14 protein-coding genes and 1 riboswitch are annotated in these 15,075 nt (G+C 71.2%); of the genes, 6 read left to right on the top strand and 8 right to left on the bottom strand.

The genetic code is table 11. The features are described from left to right. The first annotated feature begins 152 nt into the window (after nucleotides 1-152). From B5V46_RS06520 to B5V46_RS06495, 6 genes are all read left to right on the top strand, one after another. Nucleotides 153-1,034 (top strand): LysR family transcriptional regulator, encoded by an 882-nt coding sequence (locus B5V46_RS06520; protein WP_080615844.1) that lies wholly within the window; start codon nucleotides 153-155, stop codon nucleotides 1,032-1,034. Nucleotides 1,035-1,121: 87 nt separating this feature from the next. Beyond that, nucleotides 1,122-1,586: a formate dehydrogenase subunit gamma gene (locus tag B5V46_RS06515; protein WP_080615843.1), complete on the top strand. Its 465-nt coding sequence runs from the start codon at nucleotides 1,122-1,124 to the stop codon at nucleotides 1,584-1,586. Beyond that, complete coding sequence (locus B5V46_RS06510) at nucleotides 1,583-3,097, top strand: NADH-ubiquinone oxidoreductase-F iron-sulfur binding region domain-containing protein (protein WP_080615842.1); 1,515 nt, start codon at nucleotides 1,583-1,585, stop codon at nucleotides 3,095-3,097. The genes B5V46_RS06515 and B5V46_RS06510 overlap by 4 nt, the downstream gene beginning before the upstream one ends. A 451-nt stretch (nucleotides 3,098-3,548) precedes the next feature. Continuing rightward, complete coding sequence (gene fdhF / locus B5V46_RS06505; protein WP_080615841.1) at nucleotides 3,549-6,419, top strand: formate dehydrogenase subunit alpha; 2,871 nt, start codon at nucleotides 3,549-3,551, stop codon at nucleotides 6,417-6,419. A 6-nt stretch (nucleotides 6,420-6,425) separates the two neighbouring features. Further along, nucleotides 6,426-7,244 (top strand): formate dehydrogenase accessory sulfurtransferase FdhD, encoded by an 819-nt coding sequence (gene fdhD / locus B5V46_RS06500; protein WP_080615840.1) that lies wholly within the window; start codon nucleotides 6,426-6,428, stop codon nucleotides 7,242-7,244. Next, nucleotides 7,234-7,455 carry a formate dehydrogenase subunit delta gene (locus B5V46_RS06495; RefSeq protein ID WP_080615839.1) on the top strand — a complete coding sequence of 74 codons (222 nt, stop codon included), beginning with the start codon at nucleotides 7,234-7,236 and terminating at the stop codon, nucleotides 7,453-7,455. Before fdhD ends, B5V46_RS06495 begins: the two co-directional genes overlap by 11 nt. A 222-nt stretch (nucleotides 7,456-7,677) precedes the next feature. On the opposite strand, the gene B5V46_RS06490 is transcribed toward B5V46_RS06495, so the two are convergent. The 8 genes from B5V46_RS06490 to B5V46_RS06455 form a co-directional block, all read right to left on the bottom strand. Then, nucleotides 7,678-8,520: an energy transducer TonB gene (locus B5V46_RS06490; RefSeq protein ID WP_080615838.1), complete on the bottom strand. Its 843-nt coding sequence runs from the start codon at nucleotides 8,518-8,520 to the stop codon at nucleotides 7,678-7,680. Next, on the bottom strand, nucleotides 8,517-8,903 hold the full coding sequence (locus B5V46_RS06485) for a biopolymer transporter ExbD (protein WP_080615837.1): 387 nt from the start codon (nucleotides 8,901-8,903) through the stop codon (nucleotides 8,517-8,519). Before B5V46_RS06485 ends, B5V46_RS06490 begins: the two co-directional genes overlap by 4 nt. 4 nt (nucleotides 8,904-8,907) lie before the next feature. Further along, complete coding sequence (locus B5V46_RS06480; RefSeq protein WP_080615836.1) at nucleotides 8,908-9,291, bottom strand: biopolymer transporter ExbD; 384 nt, start codon at nucleotides 9,289-9,291, stop codon at nucleotides 8,908-8,910. Then, nucleotides 9,291-9,914 (bottom strand): MotA/TolQ/ExbB proton channel family protein, encoded by a 624-nt coding sequence (locus B5V46_RS06475; RefSeq protein WP_080615835.1) that lies wholly within the window; start codon nucleotides 9,912-9,914, stop codon nucleotides 9,291-9,293. Before B5V46_RS06475 ends, B5V46_RS06480 begins: the two co-directional genes overlap by 1 nt. Nucleotides 9,915-9,948: 34 nt before the next feature. Then, entirely contained in the window at nucleotides 9,949-10,707 is a 759-nt protein-coding gene (locus B5V46_RS06470; protein ID WP_080615834.1) for an ABC transporter ATP-binding protein, read from the bottom strand. After that, a complete protein-coding gene (locus B5V46_RS06465) occupies nucleotides 10,704-11,696 on the bottom strand; it encodes an iron ABC transporter permease (protein ID WP_080615833.1) in 993 nt (330 codons plus the stop codon). The genes B5V46_RS06470 and B5V46_RS06465 overlap by 4 nt, the downstream gene beginning before the upstream one ends. Nucleotides 11,697-11,865: 169 nt before the next feature. Further along, nucleotides 11,866-12,067: riboswitch (cobalamin riboswitch) on the bottom strand. A gap of 37 nt (nucleotides 12,068-12,104) precedes the next feature. After that, nucleotides 12,105-12,494, bottom strand: coding sequence for a Cu(I)-responsive transcriptional regulator (gene cueR, locus B5V46_RS06460; RefSeq protein ID WP_080615832.1), 390 nt, complete (start codon nucleotides 12,492-12,494; stop codon nucleotides 12,105-12,107). Next, nucleotides 12,491-14,932 (bottom strand): heavy metal translocating P-type ATPase, encoded by a 2,442-nt coding sequence (locus B5V46_RS06455; protein ID WP_080615831.1) that lies wholly within the window; start codon nucleotides 14,930-14,932, stop codon nucleotides 12,491-12,493. Before B5V46_RS06455 ends, cueR begins: the two co-directional genes overlap by 4 nt. Nucleotides 14,933-15,075 lie beyond the last annotated feature (143 nt).

Below are 15,075 nucleotides of genomic sequence, written 5' to 3'. Positions count from 1 at the left end.
AGGCGCAGTCAAAGCGGCTTCCGGATCACTTTTCAAGCGCGCGCATGGTGGACGGCACATCACGTCTTCTCGGCCCATATGCGCGTTGCGATACCGTTAAGGTGCTTTTCGCCAGGCGCGGCCCGGTGCAGTCTGTCGCGAGGAGGGGACCGATGATCGACAAGCTCGAGATGTTCATTGCGCTCGCGCGCGAGCGCCATTTCGGTCGTGCGGCCGAGGCCTGCGGGGTGACCCAGCCCACACTTTCGGCGGCAATAAAGCAGTTGGAGGAACAACTTGACGTACTTCTCGTCTGGCGCGGCTCGCGCTTCGGCGGGCTGACCCCCGAAGGCGCAAGGGTGCTGGAACGCGCCCGGGTGATCGTCGCCGACACGCGCGCGCTGCGCGAGGAGATGCGCGCGGTCAAACGCGGGCTGTCTGGCGATCTGAGGCTTGCCGCGGTGCCGACCGCTCTGGCCGCGCTCACCGCGCTGACCGGCCCTCTGACGTTGCGTCACCCTAATTTGCGAATCACCATCTTCTCGCGGAATTCGGCGGAAATCGTCCAGATGCTGGACGATCTCCAGGTCGATGCGGGGCTGACCTATCTCGAAAACGAGCCGCTCGGCCGGATCGCGACGATGCCGCTTTATACCGAGCATTACTCGCTGGTGATGCGCGCCGATCACCCGCTGGCCGGGCGCCGGGCGGTGCCCTGGGCCGAGGCCGCGGCCGAACCGCTCTGCCTGCTGACCCGGGACATGCAGAACCGCCGGATCGTCGACCGCCATATGGCCGAGGCGGGCGCGGTGGCCACGGCCCGGCTCGAGTCGAACTCGCTTCTGGCGCTGGTCGCCCATGTCCAGAGCTCGGGCTGGGTCACGATCCTCCCACAGAGAACCGCCCGGCCCTTTCTCGGCGCCGGATCGCTGGTCGCGGTGCCGCTGACCGAGCCCGAGGCCGGGCATGTGCTCGGGCTGATCGCGCCCCATCGCGAACCGATGACCCCGGTGCTCGACGCGCTGATGGAGGCCGCGCGGCAGGTGAAGTTTTAATAGAATATTTCTATCACCCGACGAATCCCGGCCATTGATCACGCGCGGGCCGAGACGGCACACTATGGCATGCAAAGGGAGGACTGCATGACCACCGACATCATCGCGCGATGCCGCGGCATCGCCGCGGCCCATGCGCATCTCGACGGCCCGCTGCTCCCCGTGCTGCATGCGGTGCAGGCCAGTATCGGCCATGTGCCCGTCGCGGCCTATCCGGCCCTGGCCGAGGAACTGGGGCTCAGCACGGCCGAGATCCATGGCGTGGTCAGCTTCTACCCCGATTTCCGGACCGGGCCCGGCGGGCGCCGGGTGCTGCGCCTCTGCCGGGCCGAGGCCTGTCAGGCGATGGGCGCGGCGGCGCTGGGCGAGGATCTGAAGGCGCGTCTGGGGGTCGAGTGGCACGGCACCACCGAGGATGGCGCGGTGACGCTGGAACCCGCCTATTGCCTCGGGCTCTGCGCCTGCGCGCCCGCGGCGCTGGTCGATGACCGCCCGGTGGGCCGGGTCACCGCCGACCGGCTGGAACGCCTCGCGCGGGAGGGATCGGCATGAGCCTCACGCTCTATCTGCCGCTCGACGCGGCCGCCCTGGCGCTGGGCGCCGACGAGGTCGCCGCTGCCCTGCAGGCCGAGGCCCGGGCGCGCGGGCTCGATCTGGTGCTGAAACGCACCGGCACGCGCGGCATGGTCTGGCTGGAGCCGCTGCTGGAAATCGAGGAAGACGGCGTGCGCATGGGCTTCGGCCCGCTCGGACCCGCCGATGTGCCCGCGCTTTTCGACGGGGCCTTCGAGGATCACCCGAAAGCGCTTGGCCCGGTCGAACAGATCCCCTTCTTCGCCCGCCAGACGCGCCTCGCCTTCGCCCGCTGCGGCATTGTCGAGCCTCTGGATCTCGACGCCTATCGCGCCCATGGCGGGATGAAGGGGCTCGAACGCGCGATGACGATGACGCCCGAGGAGATCGTGGCCGAGATCACCGCCTCGGGCCTGCGCGGCCGGGGCGGTGCGGGCTTTCCGACCGGCATCAAGTGGCAGACCGTGCTCGAGGCCGAGGGCGCGCGCAAGGCCGTAGTCTGCAATGCCGACGAGGGCGACAGCGGCACCTTTGCCGACCGGATGCTGATCGAGGGCGATCCGTTCTGCCTGATCGAGGGCATGGCGATCTGTGCCCGCGCGGTCGGCGCCGACCGGGGCTATGTCTACATGCGCTCGGAATACCCGCAGGCCATCGCGATGCTCGATGCCTCGCTGCGCGTCGCGCGCGAGGCGGGCATTCTGGGCGATCACTTCGACATCGAGGACCGGGTCGGCGCCGGGTCCTATGTCTGCGGCGAGGAAACCGCGCTTCTGAACTCGATGGAGGGCAAGCGCGGCATCGTGCGCCCGAAACCGCCCCTGCCCGCCCATAAGGGCTTCATGGGGCGGCCGACCGTCGTCAACAACCTGATCACGCTCGCGTCGGTCCCGGCGATCCTGTCGGAAGGGGCCGAGCATTACCGCTCGCTCGGGCTGGGCCGCTCGCTTGGCACCGTGCCGCTGCAGATCGCGGGCAATGTCAGATATGGCGGGCTCTTCGAGGCGGCCTTCGGCATGACCATCGGCGAACTCGTCGAGGGTGTGTGCGGCGGCACCGCCTCGGGCCGTCCGGTGAAGGCGGTGCAGATCGGCGGGCCGCTCGGCGCCTATTTCCCCCGGTCTCTTTTCGACACGCCGCTGGGCTATGAGGAATGCGACGCGGCGGGCGGGCTGATCGGCCATGCCGGGCTCGTGGTCTTCGACGATACGGTCGAGATGGGCGCGATGGCCCGCTTTGCCATGGAGTTCTGCGCGGTCGAGAGCTGCGGCACCTGCACCCCCTGCCGGATCGGCGCGGTCAGGGGGATGGAGACCATCGACCGCATCCTCGCGGGCGATCCGGCTGCGCCTGAGATCCTCGCCGATCTGTGCGAGACGATGCGCGCGGGCTCGCTCTGCGCGCTGGGGGGCTTCACCCCCTACCCGGTCGAAAGCGCGCTGAGGCATTTCCCCGAGGATTTCGCCCCCGCGCGGGAGGCGGCGGAATGAGAACGCCGGCAACGCATGAGCGGCTGCCAGGAGCTCACCGCACGGAAGCGGCAGACAGGAGGCGGGTTTCGTCGCGAGTCCTGCCACAACGGCACCCCTGTCGCACCTCACGACCTGCCAAGACGCGATCTCGCCTGCACCAAGCGCAAAACGCCATTGGTTCGCCGTTCTGGTCACGCACCGTCCAACCCTCTGGCCCGGGCAGCCATCCCGGGCCGCGCCCGTCCGGGGCTCCGCCCGTTCGCCAGCGAAACGCGCCACTGGCGCGTTTCCGGGACGCTATCTCACCCCTCCCCAAGCGAGGGCGCATTGCAACGTTTCAAGCAGGAGAACGCGTGGCAGCAGGCCGCAGTATGAACCGCGCCGCCACACCCTCGGGAAACGCCCTCCCGGGATCGGGCGCGGCCCTTTTCGCGTCACTTGACCAATCCGCCAGCCCGGAGGCCAGCAGATGAAAGACTTCATCCTTCCCGATGCCGATTTCGGCACCCCCGCCCGCCGCTCCGGCAAGACCGTGACGCTCACCGTCGACGGCATGGAGGTGACCGTGCCCGAGGGCAGCTCGGTCATGCGCGCCGCCGCCGAAGCCGGGATCGAGATCCCGAAGCTCTGCGCCACCGACAGCCTCGAGCCCATCGGCTCCTGCCGGCTCTGCATGGTCGAGATCGAGGGTCGCCGCGGCACGCCCGCCTCCTGCACCACGCCTGCCACCCAGGGCATGGAGGTCCGGACCCAGACGCCCAAGCTTGCGAAACTCCGGCGCGGGGTGATGGAGCTTTACATCTCGGATCACCCGCTCGACTGCCTGACCTGTGCGGCCAATGGCGATTGCCAGTTGCAGGACATGGCGGGCGCGGTGGGCTTGCGCGAGGTGCGCTACGGCCCCGGCGCCAACCATTTCGAGACCCGGCAGAATGGCGAGGCGAACCCGCGCTTCGAGGCCAAGGATACCTCGAACCCCTATTTCACCTATGATCCGTCGAAATGCATCGCCTGCTTCCGCTGCGTGCGGGCCTGCGAAGAGGTGCAGGGCACCTTCGCGCTGACCGTCGAGGGGCGCGGCTTCGAGGCGCGGATCGCCTCGGGCACTTCCGATTTCCTGAACTCCGACTGCGTCAGCTGCGGCGCCTGCGTGCAGGCCTGCCCGACCGCGACCCTGCAGGAAAACGCGGTGATCGAGCACGGCACGCCCGACCGCGCCATCGTCACCACCTGCGCCTATTGCGGTGTCGGCTGTTCCTTCCGGGCCGAGATGAAGGGCGGCCGGCTGATCCGCATGGTGCCCTGGAAGGAGGGCAAGGCCAATCGCGGGCACAGCTGCGTCAAGGGCCGCTTCGCCTTCGGCTATGCCGCCCATCCCGACCGCATCCAGAGCCCGATGATCCGCGAGACCGTCGATCAGCCCTGGCGCGAGGTATCGTGGGACGAGGCGCTGACCTTCACCGCGCAAAGGCTGCGCACGATCCAGGCCGAAAGCGGCCCCGGCGCCATCGGCGGCATCACCTCGTCGCGCTGCACCAATGAGGAGACCTTCCTGGTGCAGAAGCTGATCCGGCAGGTCTTCGGCAACAACAATGTCGATACCTGCGCGCGGGTCTGCCATTCGCCCACCGGCTATGGCCTCAAGACCACCTTCGGCACCTCGGCCGGGACGCAGGATTTCGACAGCGTCGAAGCGGCGGATGTGGTGCTGGTGATCGGTGCCAACCCGACCGACGGCCACCCGGTCTTCGCCTCGCGACTGAAGAAGCGGCTCCGCCAGGGCGCCAGGCTGATCGTCGCCGATCCGCGCCGGATCGATCTGGTCAGGGGCCCCCATGTGCAGGCCGCCCACCATCTGGCGCTTCGGCCCGGTACCAATGTGGCACTCCTGACCGCCATCGCCCATGTGATCGTGACCGAGGGCCTGACCGACAGGGCCTTCATCGCCGAACGCTGCGACACCGGGGCATTCGCCGACTGGGCCGCCTTCGTCTCGGAAGACCGCGTCAGCCCCGAGGCGACCGAGGCTCTGACGGGCGTTCCGGCCACCGAGGTCCGGCAGGCCGCGAGGCTTTACGCCACCGGCGGCAATGCCGCGATCTATTACGGGCTGGGGGTGACCGAACACAGCCAGGGCTCGACCACCGTCATGGCGATCGCGAATCTCGCCATGGCGACCGGCAATATCGGGCGGCCGGGTGTCGGCGTGAACCCGCTGCGAGGCCAGAACAACGTGCAGGGGTCCTGCGACATGGGCAGCTTCCCGCATGAGCTGCCGGGCTATCGCCATGTCCATGACGCCGGGGCGCGCGGGGTGTTCGAGCGGCTCTGGAACGTGACGATCTCGGACGAACCGGGGCTGCGCATCCCCAACATGCTGGACGCGGCCGTCGATGGCAGCTTCCGCGGACTCTACATCCAGGGCGAGGACATCCTGCAATCGGACCCCGACACGAAACACGTGGCCGCCGGGCTGGCGGCGATGGATTGCGTGATCGTGCACGATCTCTTCCTGAACGAGACCGCGAATTATGCCCATGTCTTCCTGCCGGGCTCGAGCTTCCTCGAAAAGGACGGCACCTTCACCAATGCCGAACGGCGGCTGAACCGGGTCCGCCGGGTGATGGCCCCGAAGACGGGGCTGGCCGATTGGGAGGTCACCATGGCGCTCGCCAATGCCATGGGCGCGGGCTGGGGCTATGCCCACCCCTCCGAGATCATGGACGAGCTCGCCGCCACCACCCCCAGCTTCGCGGGCGTGAGCTACGATCTGCTCGACCGCGAAGGCTCGGTGCAATGGCCCTGCAACGAGGCCGCCCCCACGGGCACCCCGGTCATGCACGAGACGGGCTTCGTGCGCGGCAAGGGGCTTTTCGTCGTCACCGACTATGTGCCGACCGACGAGCGCACCGGCCCGCGCTTCCCGCTTCTGCTGACGACGGGGCGCATTCTCAGCCAGTACAATGTGGGCGCCCAGACCCGGCGCACCGCAAATACCGCCTGGCATGACGAGGACCGGCTGGAGATCCACCCCCATGACGCCGAGACCCGCGGCATCTCCGAGGGCGACTGGGTGCGCCTCGCCTCTCGCTCGGGCGAGACCTCGCTCAGGGCCACCCTGACCGACCGGGTCAGCCCGGGCGTCGTCTACACCACCTTCCACCACCCCGAGACACAGGCCAATGTGGTGACCTCGGACTATTCCGACTGGGCCACCAACTGCCCCGAATACAAGGTGACGGCGGTGCAGGTGGCGCTGTCGAACGGGCCCTCGGACTGGCAGGAGGATTACGCCGCCCATGCCCGCGCCGCCCGCCGCATCCTGCCCGCGGCGGAATAGGCCCCGATGCGGCCCTGGACAACATCGCAGGTGCAGAGCCTCGGCCCCGACGGGGCCGCGCCCGACATCCGGCGGCTGGCCGAGGAGGTGCCGGTCGCGCTGTGCTATGACGGCACGACCCATGCGGTGATGCTGGCCAGCCCCGCCGATCTCGAGGATTTCGCCCTGGGATTCTCGCTGGGCGAAGGCATCGTCGAGCGCCCCGATCAGATCGCGCGGATCGAGCGTGCAGATCACGACGAGGGGATCGAGCTGCGGATCTGGCTGGCGCCCGGGCTGGGCGCGCGTCTGGCCGGGCGGCGGCGCAGCATGGCGGGGCCGGTCGGCTGCGGGCTTTGCGGTGTCGAAAGCCTTGCCGCCGCGAGCCGGCCGCTGCCGGTGCTGCCATCGGATGGCCTGCACCTGACGCCGCCCGAGATCGCCGAAGCGATGACCGCGCTGAGCCTCGGTCAGGAGTTGCACGGCGCGACGCGGGCGGCCCATGCGGCGGGGTTCTGGACCCGCGCGGAGGGGCTGGTTGCGCTTTGCGAGGATGTCGGACGGCACAATGCGCTCGACAAGCTGGTGGGGCGGCTGGCGCGGATGGGGCGCGACGCCTCGGGCGGCGCGATCCTGCTGACCTCGCGGGTCTCGATCGAGATGGTGCAGAAGGCGGTTCTTGCCCGGGCGCCCGCCCTGATCGCGGTCTCGGCCCCGACCGCCCGCGCCGTCGCCGCGGCCGAGGCCGCGGGGCTGACCCTCGTCGCCCGGGCGCGCGGCGCGAATTTCGACATCCACACCCATGCCCGGCGGATAGCTGCGGCGGAGATCCCCCATGACCCCTGACAAGCTTGCCTACATGGCCAACCAGATCGCGACCGCCTTCGCCCGCCTGCCCGATGACGAGGCAGAAGCCGCCATCGCCGCCCATATCGACCAGTTCTGGGATCCGCGCATGCGGGCACGACTGCTGATCCTGGCCGAGACCCCGGGCGCGGGTCTGTCCGACCGGGCCCGGGGCGCGGCCGCGCTGATCCGACGCCCCCAAACCGCCTGAGGGCCGCCCCGGAAAGACCGAAAGACCGGGCTCCAGACCTGCCTGCCCCGCCTGCCCCCGAAAGCAGGCGCCGCGAGGCTTGTCACTCCCCGCAACCGGGGGCCCGCCCGGGCAGGCGGATTGCCCCGGTCGCGGACAAGGCGGCAGGCTCCGGTCACAGCGCCCGAAACGCCCCCGGCCCCTTGGTGGCGTCCCCTTTGACGGCACTGGCCCGCGCGGGACCTATCCTCGCCACTCGAACCGGAGCGGAAGCGTGAAGCTGTAGCGCGCGGCCTCGAGCCCGTGGGGGGCGGGCGGTAAGCGCCCGGCCCGACGCACCGTCGCCAGCGCCGCCTCGTCGAGCCTCGCATCGCCCGCACTCCGGACCAGCCGGGCCGACAGAAGCCGTCCGTCGCGCGCCAGGACCAGCTCGACCAGCGCCCGGCCGCTGGCCCGCGTACCGCGCGGATAGCGGTGGCTGCGATCGACCCGCGCCAGGATCCGCGCGCCCCATTCGGCCCGTAGCGACGAGGCCCGGGCGGGCGACAGCGTCGGCGCGCCGCCGGCCGCCCCCGCCCCGGCCTCGGCAGCCTCCGCCCGCCCCCGCGCCACCTGGGCCGCGCGGGCCTCGGATGGCGGCGCGGAGCGGGCAGCTTTGCGCAGGAGATCCGGGCGGGCCTCGGGCCGAAGCACCGGCGCCGGGTCCGGCGCGCGCTGGGTCTCGCGCCTCTCGGGCGGGTAGGGGGGCGCGAGGAAATCGGCCTCACGATGCTGTTCGGCAGGCTTCGGCAGAGCCGGAAGGGGCGTCGCAAAGCCGTCGGGCCTGGCGCGCGGGACGCTTTCGGGCTCCGGCTCTGGCGCGGGCAGGCCCGCAAGCTCGGTCTCGGGCGCCGGGGCCTCGGTCCAGTCCTCGGCAAGCCTGGCATAGGAAGCAGGCGCCGCCGCCAGCGTCACCAGCGCCTCGCCCCCCGGCCCACCTGCGCCCCCGGCAACGCCCACGAGCGGCGGCCGCGCCAGCGCGAAGGCCCCGACATGAAGCGCGAGGGCCAGCGGCACGAAGGCCAGAAGCTCGCCCGCCCGTTTCATCGCGGCACCGTCACCAGCCGCAACGGGCCTTGCCCCTCGGCCGTCAGCCGCGCGGCAATACGTGCCAGCGCTGCCGCCTCGACCCCGGCATCGGCCCGGATCACCAGCGGCCCCGCGCCCTCGGGACGGGCGGCGAGCGCCGCGAAGACCGCCTCGCCCCGCAGATCGCCGAAGGCCAGATCGCCCGCGGCCGACAGATGCAACATGTCACCCGTGGCGGGCTCGGCCCCGTCCGCCTGCGGCGGTGCGGTCTCGAAGGGGGCGGGCGGCACCAGCCGCGCGCTCATCAGAAAGAAGATCAGCAAAAGGAAGACGACATTGATCATCGGCACGATGCTTTCGCCCTGCCTGCGCTGCCGGTCGTCCTCGCCGAAGTCGAGCATCGCCTCACTCCACCAGCATGAGCCCCGCGACCCCGGCCCGGCCGAGCGCGTCCATCGCATCGACCAGCGCCTGCAGGTCGGCCCCGTCCCGGGCGCGCAGCAGGACCGGATCGCCCGGCGCGGGCGTGATCCGCGCCAGCTCTGTGGCAATGGCGTCGGGCGCCATCACCTGCCCGTTCAGGGACAGCCCGTCCGGGCGCACCTCGATCAGCCTTGGCGGCCCCTGCCAGTCGCCCGCCCCCCCGCCTTGTGCCGCGACGATCCCGATCCCCGCCTCGGGGCCGAAGCGGGCGGCGATCATGAAGAAGACAAGCAGCAGGAAGACCACGTCGATCATCGGCGTGAGGCTCGGGCGGCGTGGCGGCCGGGGCGTGTCGAAGCTGAACATCAGCCCGCCTCCGCCGCAAGGAACAGCCGGGTCGCGAGGTCTTCCATGTCGGCGCGGGCGCTGTCGGCCACGGATTCGAACCAGCTGAGCGAGACCGCCGCCGGGATTGCCACCGCCATGCCGGCGGCCGTGGTCAGAAGCGCCTCCCAGATGCCGCCCGCCAGATCGGCCGGGTCGGCCGCCGAGCCCGCCGCTTGCAGCGCCTGGAACGCATCGATCATGCCCAGAACCGTGCCGAGAAGACCCAGAAGCGGCGCGATCACCGCGATCAGTTCCAGTGCCCGAAGCCCCGCGCGCGCCTCGACCAGCAGGCGCCGGGCGACGCGGGTGGTTTCCTCGCGCGCCTTCGCCTCGGGCAGGCCCAGCGCCAGCGCCCCAATGGCCGCGCGGACCAGCCGGGCGCGCAGTCCGACCCGGCCCGCAAGCGCGTCGGCCGCCGCCTCGCGCGCCCCCTCCTGCCAGAGCCGCACGGCGCGTTCGGCCCGGGCGCCCGCGAAGGCGCCCATCCGCGCGAGGCCCCAGAGCTTCCAGAGGATCAGGCTGAGCGTCGCGACCGACAGGCCCGCGATGGCCCACATCGCCGCGCCGCCGGTGTGAAGGAAGGACAGGATCGGGTCGATCATGCGGCGGGCTCCTCGGCCGGACAGGAATTGGGGGTCATCGCACCACCTCGAGCGGCTGGAAGACCGGGCCGTCGGGGGTCTCGGCCAGATAGGCGCGCAGCCCGAAGACCTCGGCCAGATTGGCCTCGCTCAGTACCGCGCGGGGCGGGCCGTCGGCCACCAGACGGCCGCGATGCATTAGCAGAAGCCGGGTGCAGAACCGGACCGCCAGCCCCAGATCGTGGAGCGAGACCATCACGAGGCGGCCTTCGGCGGCGAGGCGCGCGAACAGCGCCATGGTGGTGAACTGATGCGCCGGGTCGAGCCCGGCAATGGGTTCGTCGGCCATCAGGATCGGCGCCTCCTGCGCCAGCGCCCGGGCGATCAGCACCCGCGCCTGTTCGCCCCCAGACAGCTCGGTCGCGCAGCGCGTGGCGAAACCGCCAAGTTCGAGGCGGGCCATCGCGGCGTCAACGGCGGCACGGTCGGCGGGTCCGGGACGCTGGCCCGGCCCCAGATGCGGCGTGCGGCCAAGCGCGACCAGGGTCTCGACGCTGACCGGCCAGGCGATCTCGCGCGTTTGCGGCAGCCAGGCAGCGGTGCGGGCACGCTCGGGCGCGGGGAGGCGCGCGAGGCTCGATGTGCCCTTGTGCGGCAGAAGGCCGAGGGCTGCGCGCATCAATGTGGTCTTGCCCGCGCCATTGGGACCGACAAGGCCCACGCAGTCGCCCGGTGACAGCCGCGCGGTGACATCGTCGACCACAGGGCAGGCGCCGCGCCGGACGGTCAGATGCGAAAGCTCAAGCTCGGTCATGCGCCCGCCTCCGCCCGGGTGCGGTAGATCAGCCGGATGAACAGCGGCGCCCCGATCAGCGCGGTCACGACGCCCAGCTTGAGATCGCGGTCGGGCAGCACCAGCCGCACGCCGATATCGGCGGCCAGCAGAAGGGCCGCGCCGCCCAGCGCCGAGGCCGCCAGCAGCCGCCCGGGCCGGGCGCCCACCAGCGGGCGCAGCAGATGCGGCACGATCAGACCGACAAAGCCGATGGCGCCCGCGACCGCCACCCCCGCGCCCACCGAGGCCGCGACACCCAGGACCAGCGCGAGGCGCATCCGCCCGAGCCGGATGCCCAGCGCCGCCGCCGCATCCTCGCCCAGCGTCAGGGCATCGAGCCCGCGGCCGAGCCCGGCCAGCATCAACCAGCCCAGAAGCGTCAGCGGCAGCGCCAGCCAGACATGGGTGAAGGACCGGTCGGCCAGCGAACCCATCAGCCAGAAGACGATATCGGCCGTGGCGTAAGGATTGGGCGAGAGGTTCAGCACCAGTTGCGTCAGCGCGCCCGCCAGCGCCGAAAGGGCGATGCCCGCGAGGATCAGCGTGAAGGCCCCACCGCGCGGTCCGGCCAGAAGCAGCAGCAGCGAGACGGCGATCAGCGCGCCGGTCAGCGCCGAGGCCGGCAGCGCCAGCACATGCGCCGAGGCGAGCCCCGTTTGCAGCGCCAGCACCGCGCCCAGCGCGGCACTCGACGAGACGCCGATCAGACCGGGCTCGGCCAGCGGGTTGCGCATGTAGCCCTGAAGGGCCGCACCCGAGAGCCCGAGGCTCGCACCCACCAGCACGGCAAGGATCGCGCGTGGCAGCCGGATCTCGCGCATGACCAGCACCGCCGCCTCACCGCGCCCGGCCAGCAGCGCCGAGAGGCTGTCGCCGACCGACAACCCGGCCGGACCGATCAGCAGCGACAGCCCGAAAAGCGCCGCCACCAGCAGCGCAAGCGCCCAGAAGAGCCCCTGCCCCCTCATGCGCGCGCTCCGTCCTGGTCGGCCGGTCTTGTCTCCGGATCGTCCATCGCCCTGCCCTTCCCTGCCCTTGCGGGCGGTCCGGGGCGCGGCGGGATCGGGCCAGCTCCCCGGACGGTGATCTGTCTCACCGCTGCGGGCTGGCCGCTCCGGGGCGCGCCCCGCGCCCGGAAAGGGTGATCGTCGCTCCGGCAGGTCTCCTGGCTTGCGGGTCCTTGCTTGGCTGGCCTTCCCGGGCCCTGGCCCAGTGGCATCTGTCAGCCGCGCTCTCCGCCTACAGTTGCGGGGGCAGCCGCGGAGTTGCCCCTGAGAGGGCGCACCGCGTTCCCTTTTATCCGGCCTTCCCGGCCGGAACCGAAGTCGCTCCTGCCTAGCCCATCGGCGCGCATTGTCAAAGCCCTTTGAGCGGGCTCAGCCCTCGCCCGCCAGCCCCTTCAGGATCGGACAATCGGGACGCTGATCGCCCGCACAGGCCGAGACCAGCTCGGCCAAGGTGGCGCGCATCGCCTGCAACTCGGCGATCTTGGCCTCGATCTGCGCCAGATGGACGCGGGCGATCTGCTTCACATTGGCGCTGGCGCGCTCCTTGTCGGTGTAAAGCGCCAGAAGCGCCCGGCATTCCTCGATCGAGAAGCCGAGCGACCGGGCCCGGCCCAGAAAGGTCAGGTTGTGCCGGTCGGTTTCCGAGAAATGCCGGTAGCCATTGTCGCCCCGGGCCGGACGGATCAGACCGATCTCCTCGTAATAGCGGATGGTCTTGGCCGGCAGCCCGGTGACCTTCGAGATGTCGCCGATATTCATGACCCGGCCTCCAGCGGGCCGAGCCCGCGCAGCCGAAGCGCGTTCGACAGCACGAAGAGGCTCGAGCAGGCCATCGCGCCCGCGGCCAGCATCGGCGACAGGAGAAGGCCGTTCAGCGGATAGAGCACGCCTGCCGCCACCGGGATCAGCGCGACGTTATAGGCGAAGGCCCAGAACAGGTTCTGGCGGATATTGGCCAGAGTCCGGCGGCTGACATGGAGCGCATTGACCACGCCCTGCGGATCGCCCGACATCAGCACCACGTCGCCCGCCTCGATGGCGACATCGGTGCCGGTGCCGATGGCAAGCCCCACATCGGCCGCGGCCAGTGCGGGCGCGTCATTCAGCCCGTCGCCGACGAAGGCGACCGGGCCCTCGGCGCGAAGCCCCTCCAGCGCCTCGACCTTGCCGCCGGGCAGAACGCCCGCCACGACATGGTCGATGCCAAGCTCGGCCGCGACGGCGCGCGCGGTCGGCTCGGTATCGCCGGTGATCAGCGCGGTCGCGACCCCCATCCGGTGGAGCCCCGCGATCGCCGCGCGCGCCGAGGGCTTGATCGGGTCGGCCAGCGCCAGCACGCCCGCCGCCCCTCCGTCGATGGCCACGAAAACGGGCGTCGCCCCCGTGGCGGCCAGCGTCGCGGCCTCGGCCTCGAGGGGCCCGAGCGCGATGCCCTCGCGCGCCATCAGCCGTTCGGCGCCCACCAGGACGTCACGGCCGCCGATCCGTCCCCGGACGCCGAAACCGGGCAACGCCTCGACCCCTTCGGCCTCGGGATGATCTGGCGCGGCGGCCAGGATGGCGCGGGCAAGCGGATGCTCCGAGCGGGCCTCGAGCGCGGCGGCAGCGGCCAGGACATCGTCCCTTTCAAAGCCGTCGGCCAGCCGGATACCGGTCAGTTCGGGATGGCCCTCGGTCAGGGTGCCGGTCTTGTCGAAGGCGACCGTCGCGACGCCCGACAGGCTTTGCAGCGCATCGCCCTTGCGGAAGAGAACCCCCATTTCGGCAGCGCGGCCCGTGCCCACCATCACCGAGGTCGGCGTGGCCAGCCCCATGGCGCAGGGACAGGCGACGATCAGCACCGAGACGCCCGCGACCAGCGCAAGCCCCAGCGCCGGGTCGGGACCGACAATCAGCCAGAGCGCCACGGTCAGCGCCGCGACGACGAGGACGGCGGGAACGAAGATGCCGGTGATCCGGTCGGCCAGCGCCTGCACCGGCAGCTTGGCGCCCTGCGCCGTCTCGACCATCGCCACGATCTGGGCCAGCGCGGTATCGCGGCCGACCCGGGTGGCGCGGAATCTCAGCGCGGAGGCGCCATTGACGGTGCCGCCCGTGACTGCGTCGCCGGGCGCCTTGTCGACCGGCATCGGCTCGCCGGTCAGCATCGATTCGTCGACCGGGCCCTGGCCCTCGACGATCTCGCCATCGGTCGGGATGCGCTCGCCGGGCCGGATCTCGATCAGATCGCCGGGCGCGAGTTGCTCGACGGGCCGTTCCTCGAGGCCATTTTCGGTCACCACCCGGGCGCTGCGCGGCTGCAGGCCCAGAAGATGCCGGATCGCCTCGCCGGTGCGGCCGCGGGCGCGGGCCTCGAGGCTGCGGCCGATCAGGATCAGGGTGACGATGACCGCGGCGGCCTCGAAATAGATATGCGCCGTGCCTTCGGGCAGCAGGCCGGGGGCGAAGGTTGCAAGGGTCGAATAGGCCCAGGCGGCGGCGGTGCCGAGCGCGACCAGAGCATTCATGTCGGGCGCGCCCTTCAGCAGGAGCGGCACGCCCTTGACGAAGAAGGCGCGGCCGGGACCGGCGAGGATCGCGGTGGTCAGCAGGAAGGAGACGATGCGCAGACCGGTCTCGGAGACGATCCCGGCGAGCGCCTCGCGGGCACCGGGCGCCACATGTCCGCCCATTTCCAGCAGCACGACCGGCAGCGCCAGAAGTCCCGCGGTCCAGGCCCGGCGGGCAAGCCCACGGGCCTCGGCGGCCTGGGCTGCGCCGGGCTCGGGCCGGTCCTCGGCACCCAGCGGGCGGGACGGATAGCCGACCTCGGTCACCGCTCGGGCGAGCGCGGCGGCGTCGTCCAGCCCTTCGGCGACGGTGACGCGGGCCTCACCGCTCGCAAGGTTCATCGCCGCCCCGAGCACACCGGGCTGGGCCATGAGCGTCCGCTCGATCCGGCCGGTGCAGGAGGCACAGGTGGCACCCTCGACCGCCAGCGCGATCTCGGTCTGGCCCACGCCGAAGCCCACGCCCTCGACGGCCCCGATCAGCGGCGCGACCGGGCCCGAATGCTCGATCTCGGCCGAGCCGGTGGCAAGATTGACCCGGGCGGCACCGACATCGGGCAGCTCGGTCAGGGCGCGCTCGACCCGACGCACGCAGCCCGCGCAATGCAGCCCTTCGAGTTTCAGTCTGGTTGTGGTCATTGCGGTCATGGCAGCCTCCTTCACGGCGAACGCCTTACCGAGATAGGACTTCCAGTCGCTGGAAGGTCAACCCCCTGCCGCCCCCAGTGGCCGCAGAAACCGCAGGCCCGCCATCCCGCGCGAATTTTCGACGAAAATTCGGGGCCGGAACC

The sequence above is a fragment of the Rhodovulum sp. MB263 genome (assembly GCF_002073975.1).
Taxonomy (GTDB): domain Bacteria; phylum Pseudomonadota; class Alphaproteobacteria; order Rhodobacterales; family Rhodobacteraceae; genus Rhodovulum.
The sequence above is the reverse complement of the archived record's forward strand: the minus strand, read 5'-3'. Positions and strand labels throughout refer to the sequence as shown.

Coding starts and splice junctions, on each gene's coding strand:
- B5V46_RS06520 (WP_080615844.1), top strand. CDS start 153: ATGATCGACAAGCTCGAGATGTTCATTGCGCTCGCGCGCGAGCGCCAT.
- B5V46_RS06515 (WP_080615843.1), top strand. CDS start 1,122: ATGACCACCGACATCATCGCGCGATGCCGCGGCATCGCCGCGGCCCAT.
- B5V46_RS06510 (WP_080615842.1), top strand. CDS start 1,583: ATGAGCCTCACGCTCTATCTGCCGCTCGACGCGGCCGCCCTGGCGCTG.
- fdhF (WP_080615841.1), top strand. CDS start 3,549: ATGAAAGACTTCATCCTTCCCGATGCCGATTTCGGCACCCCCGCCCGC.
- fdhD (WP_080615840.1), top strand. CDS start 6,426: ATGCGGCCCTGGACAACATCGCAGGTGCAGAGCCTCGGCCCCGACGGG.
- B5V46_RS06495 (WP_080615839.1), top strand. CDS start 7,234: ATGACCCCTGACAAGCTTGCCTACATGGCCAACCAGATCGCGACCGCC.
- B5V46_RS06490 (WP_080615838.1), bottom strand. CDS start 8,520: ATGAAACGGGCGGGCGAGCTTCTGGCCTTCGTGCCGCTGGCCCTCGCG.
- B5V46_RS06485 (WP_080615837.1), bottom strand. CDS start 8,903: ATGCTCGACTTCGGCGAGGACGACCGGCAGCGCAGGCAGGGCGAAAGC.
- B5V46_RS06480 (WP_080615836.1), bottom strand. CDS start 9,291: ATGTTCAGCTTCGACACGCCCCGGCCGCCACGCCGCCCGAGCCTCACG.
- B5V46_RS06475 (WP_080615835.1), bottom strand. CDS start 9,914: ATGATCGACCCGATCCTGTCCTTCCTTCACACCGGCGGCGCGGCGATG.
- B5V46_RS06470 (WP_080615834.1), bottom strand. CDS start 10,707: ATGACCGAGCTTGAGCTTTCGCATCTGACCGTCCGGCGCGGCGCCTGC.
- B5V46_RS06465 (WP_080615833.1), bottom strand. CDS start 11,696: ATGAGGGGGCAGGGGCTCTTCTGGGCGCTTGCGCTGCTGGTGGCGGCG.
- cueR (WP_080615832.1), bottom strand. CDS start 12,494: ATGAATATCGGCGACATCTCGAAGGTCACCGGGCTGCCGGCCAAGACC.
- B5V46_RS06455 (WP_080615831.1), bottom strand. CDS start 14,932: ATGACCGCAATGACCACAACCAGACTGAAACTCGAAGGGCTGCATTGC.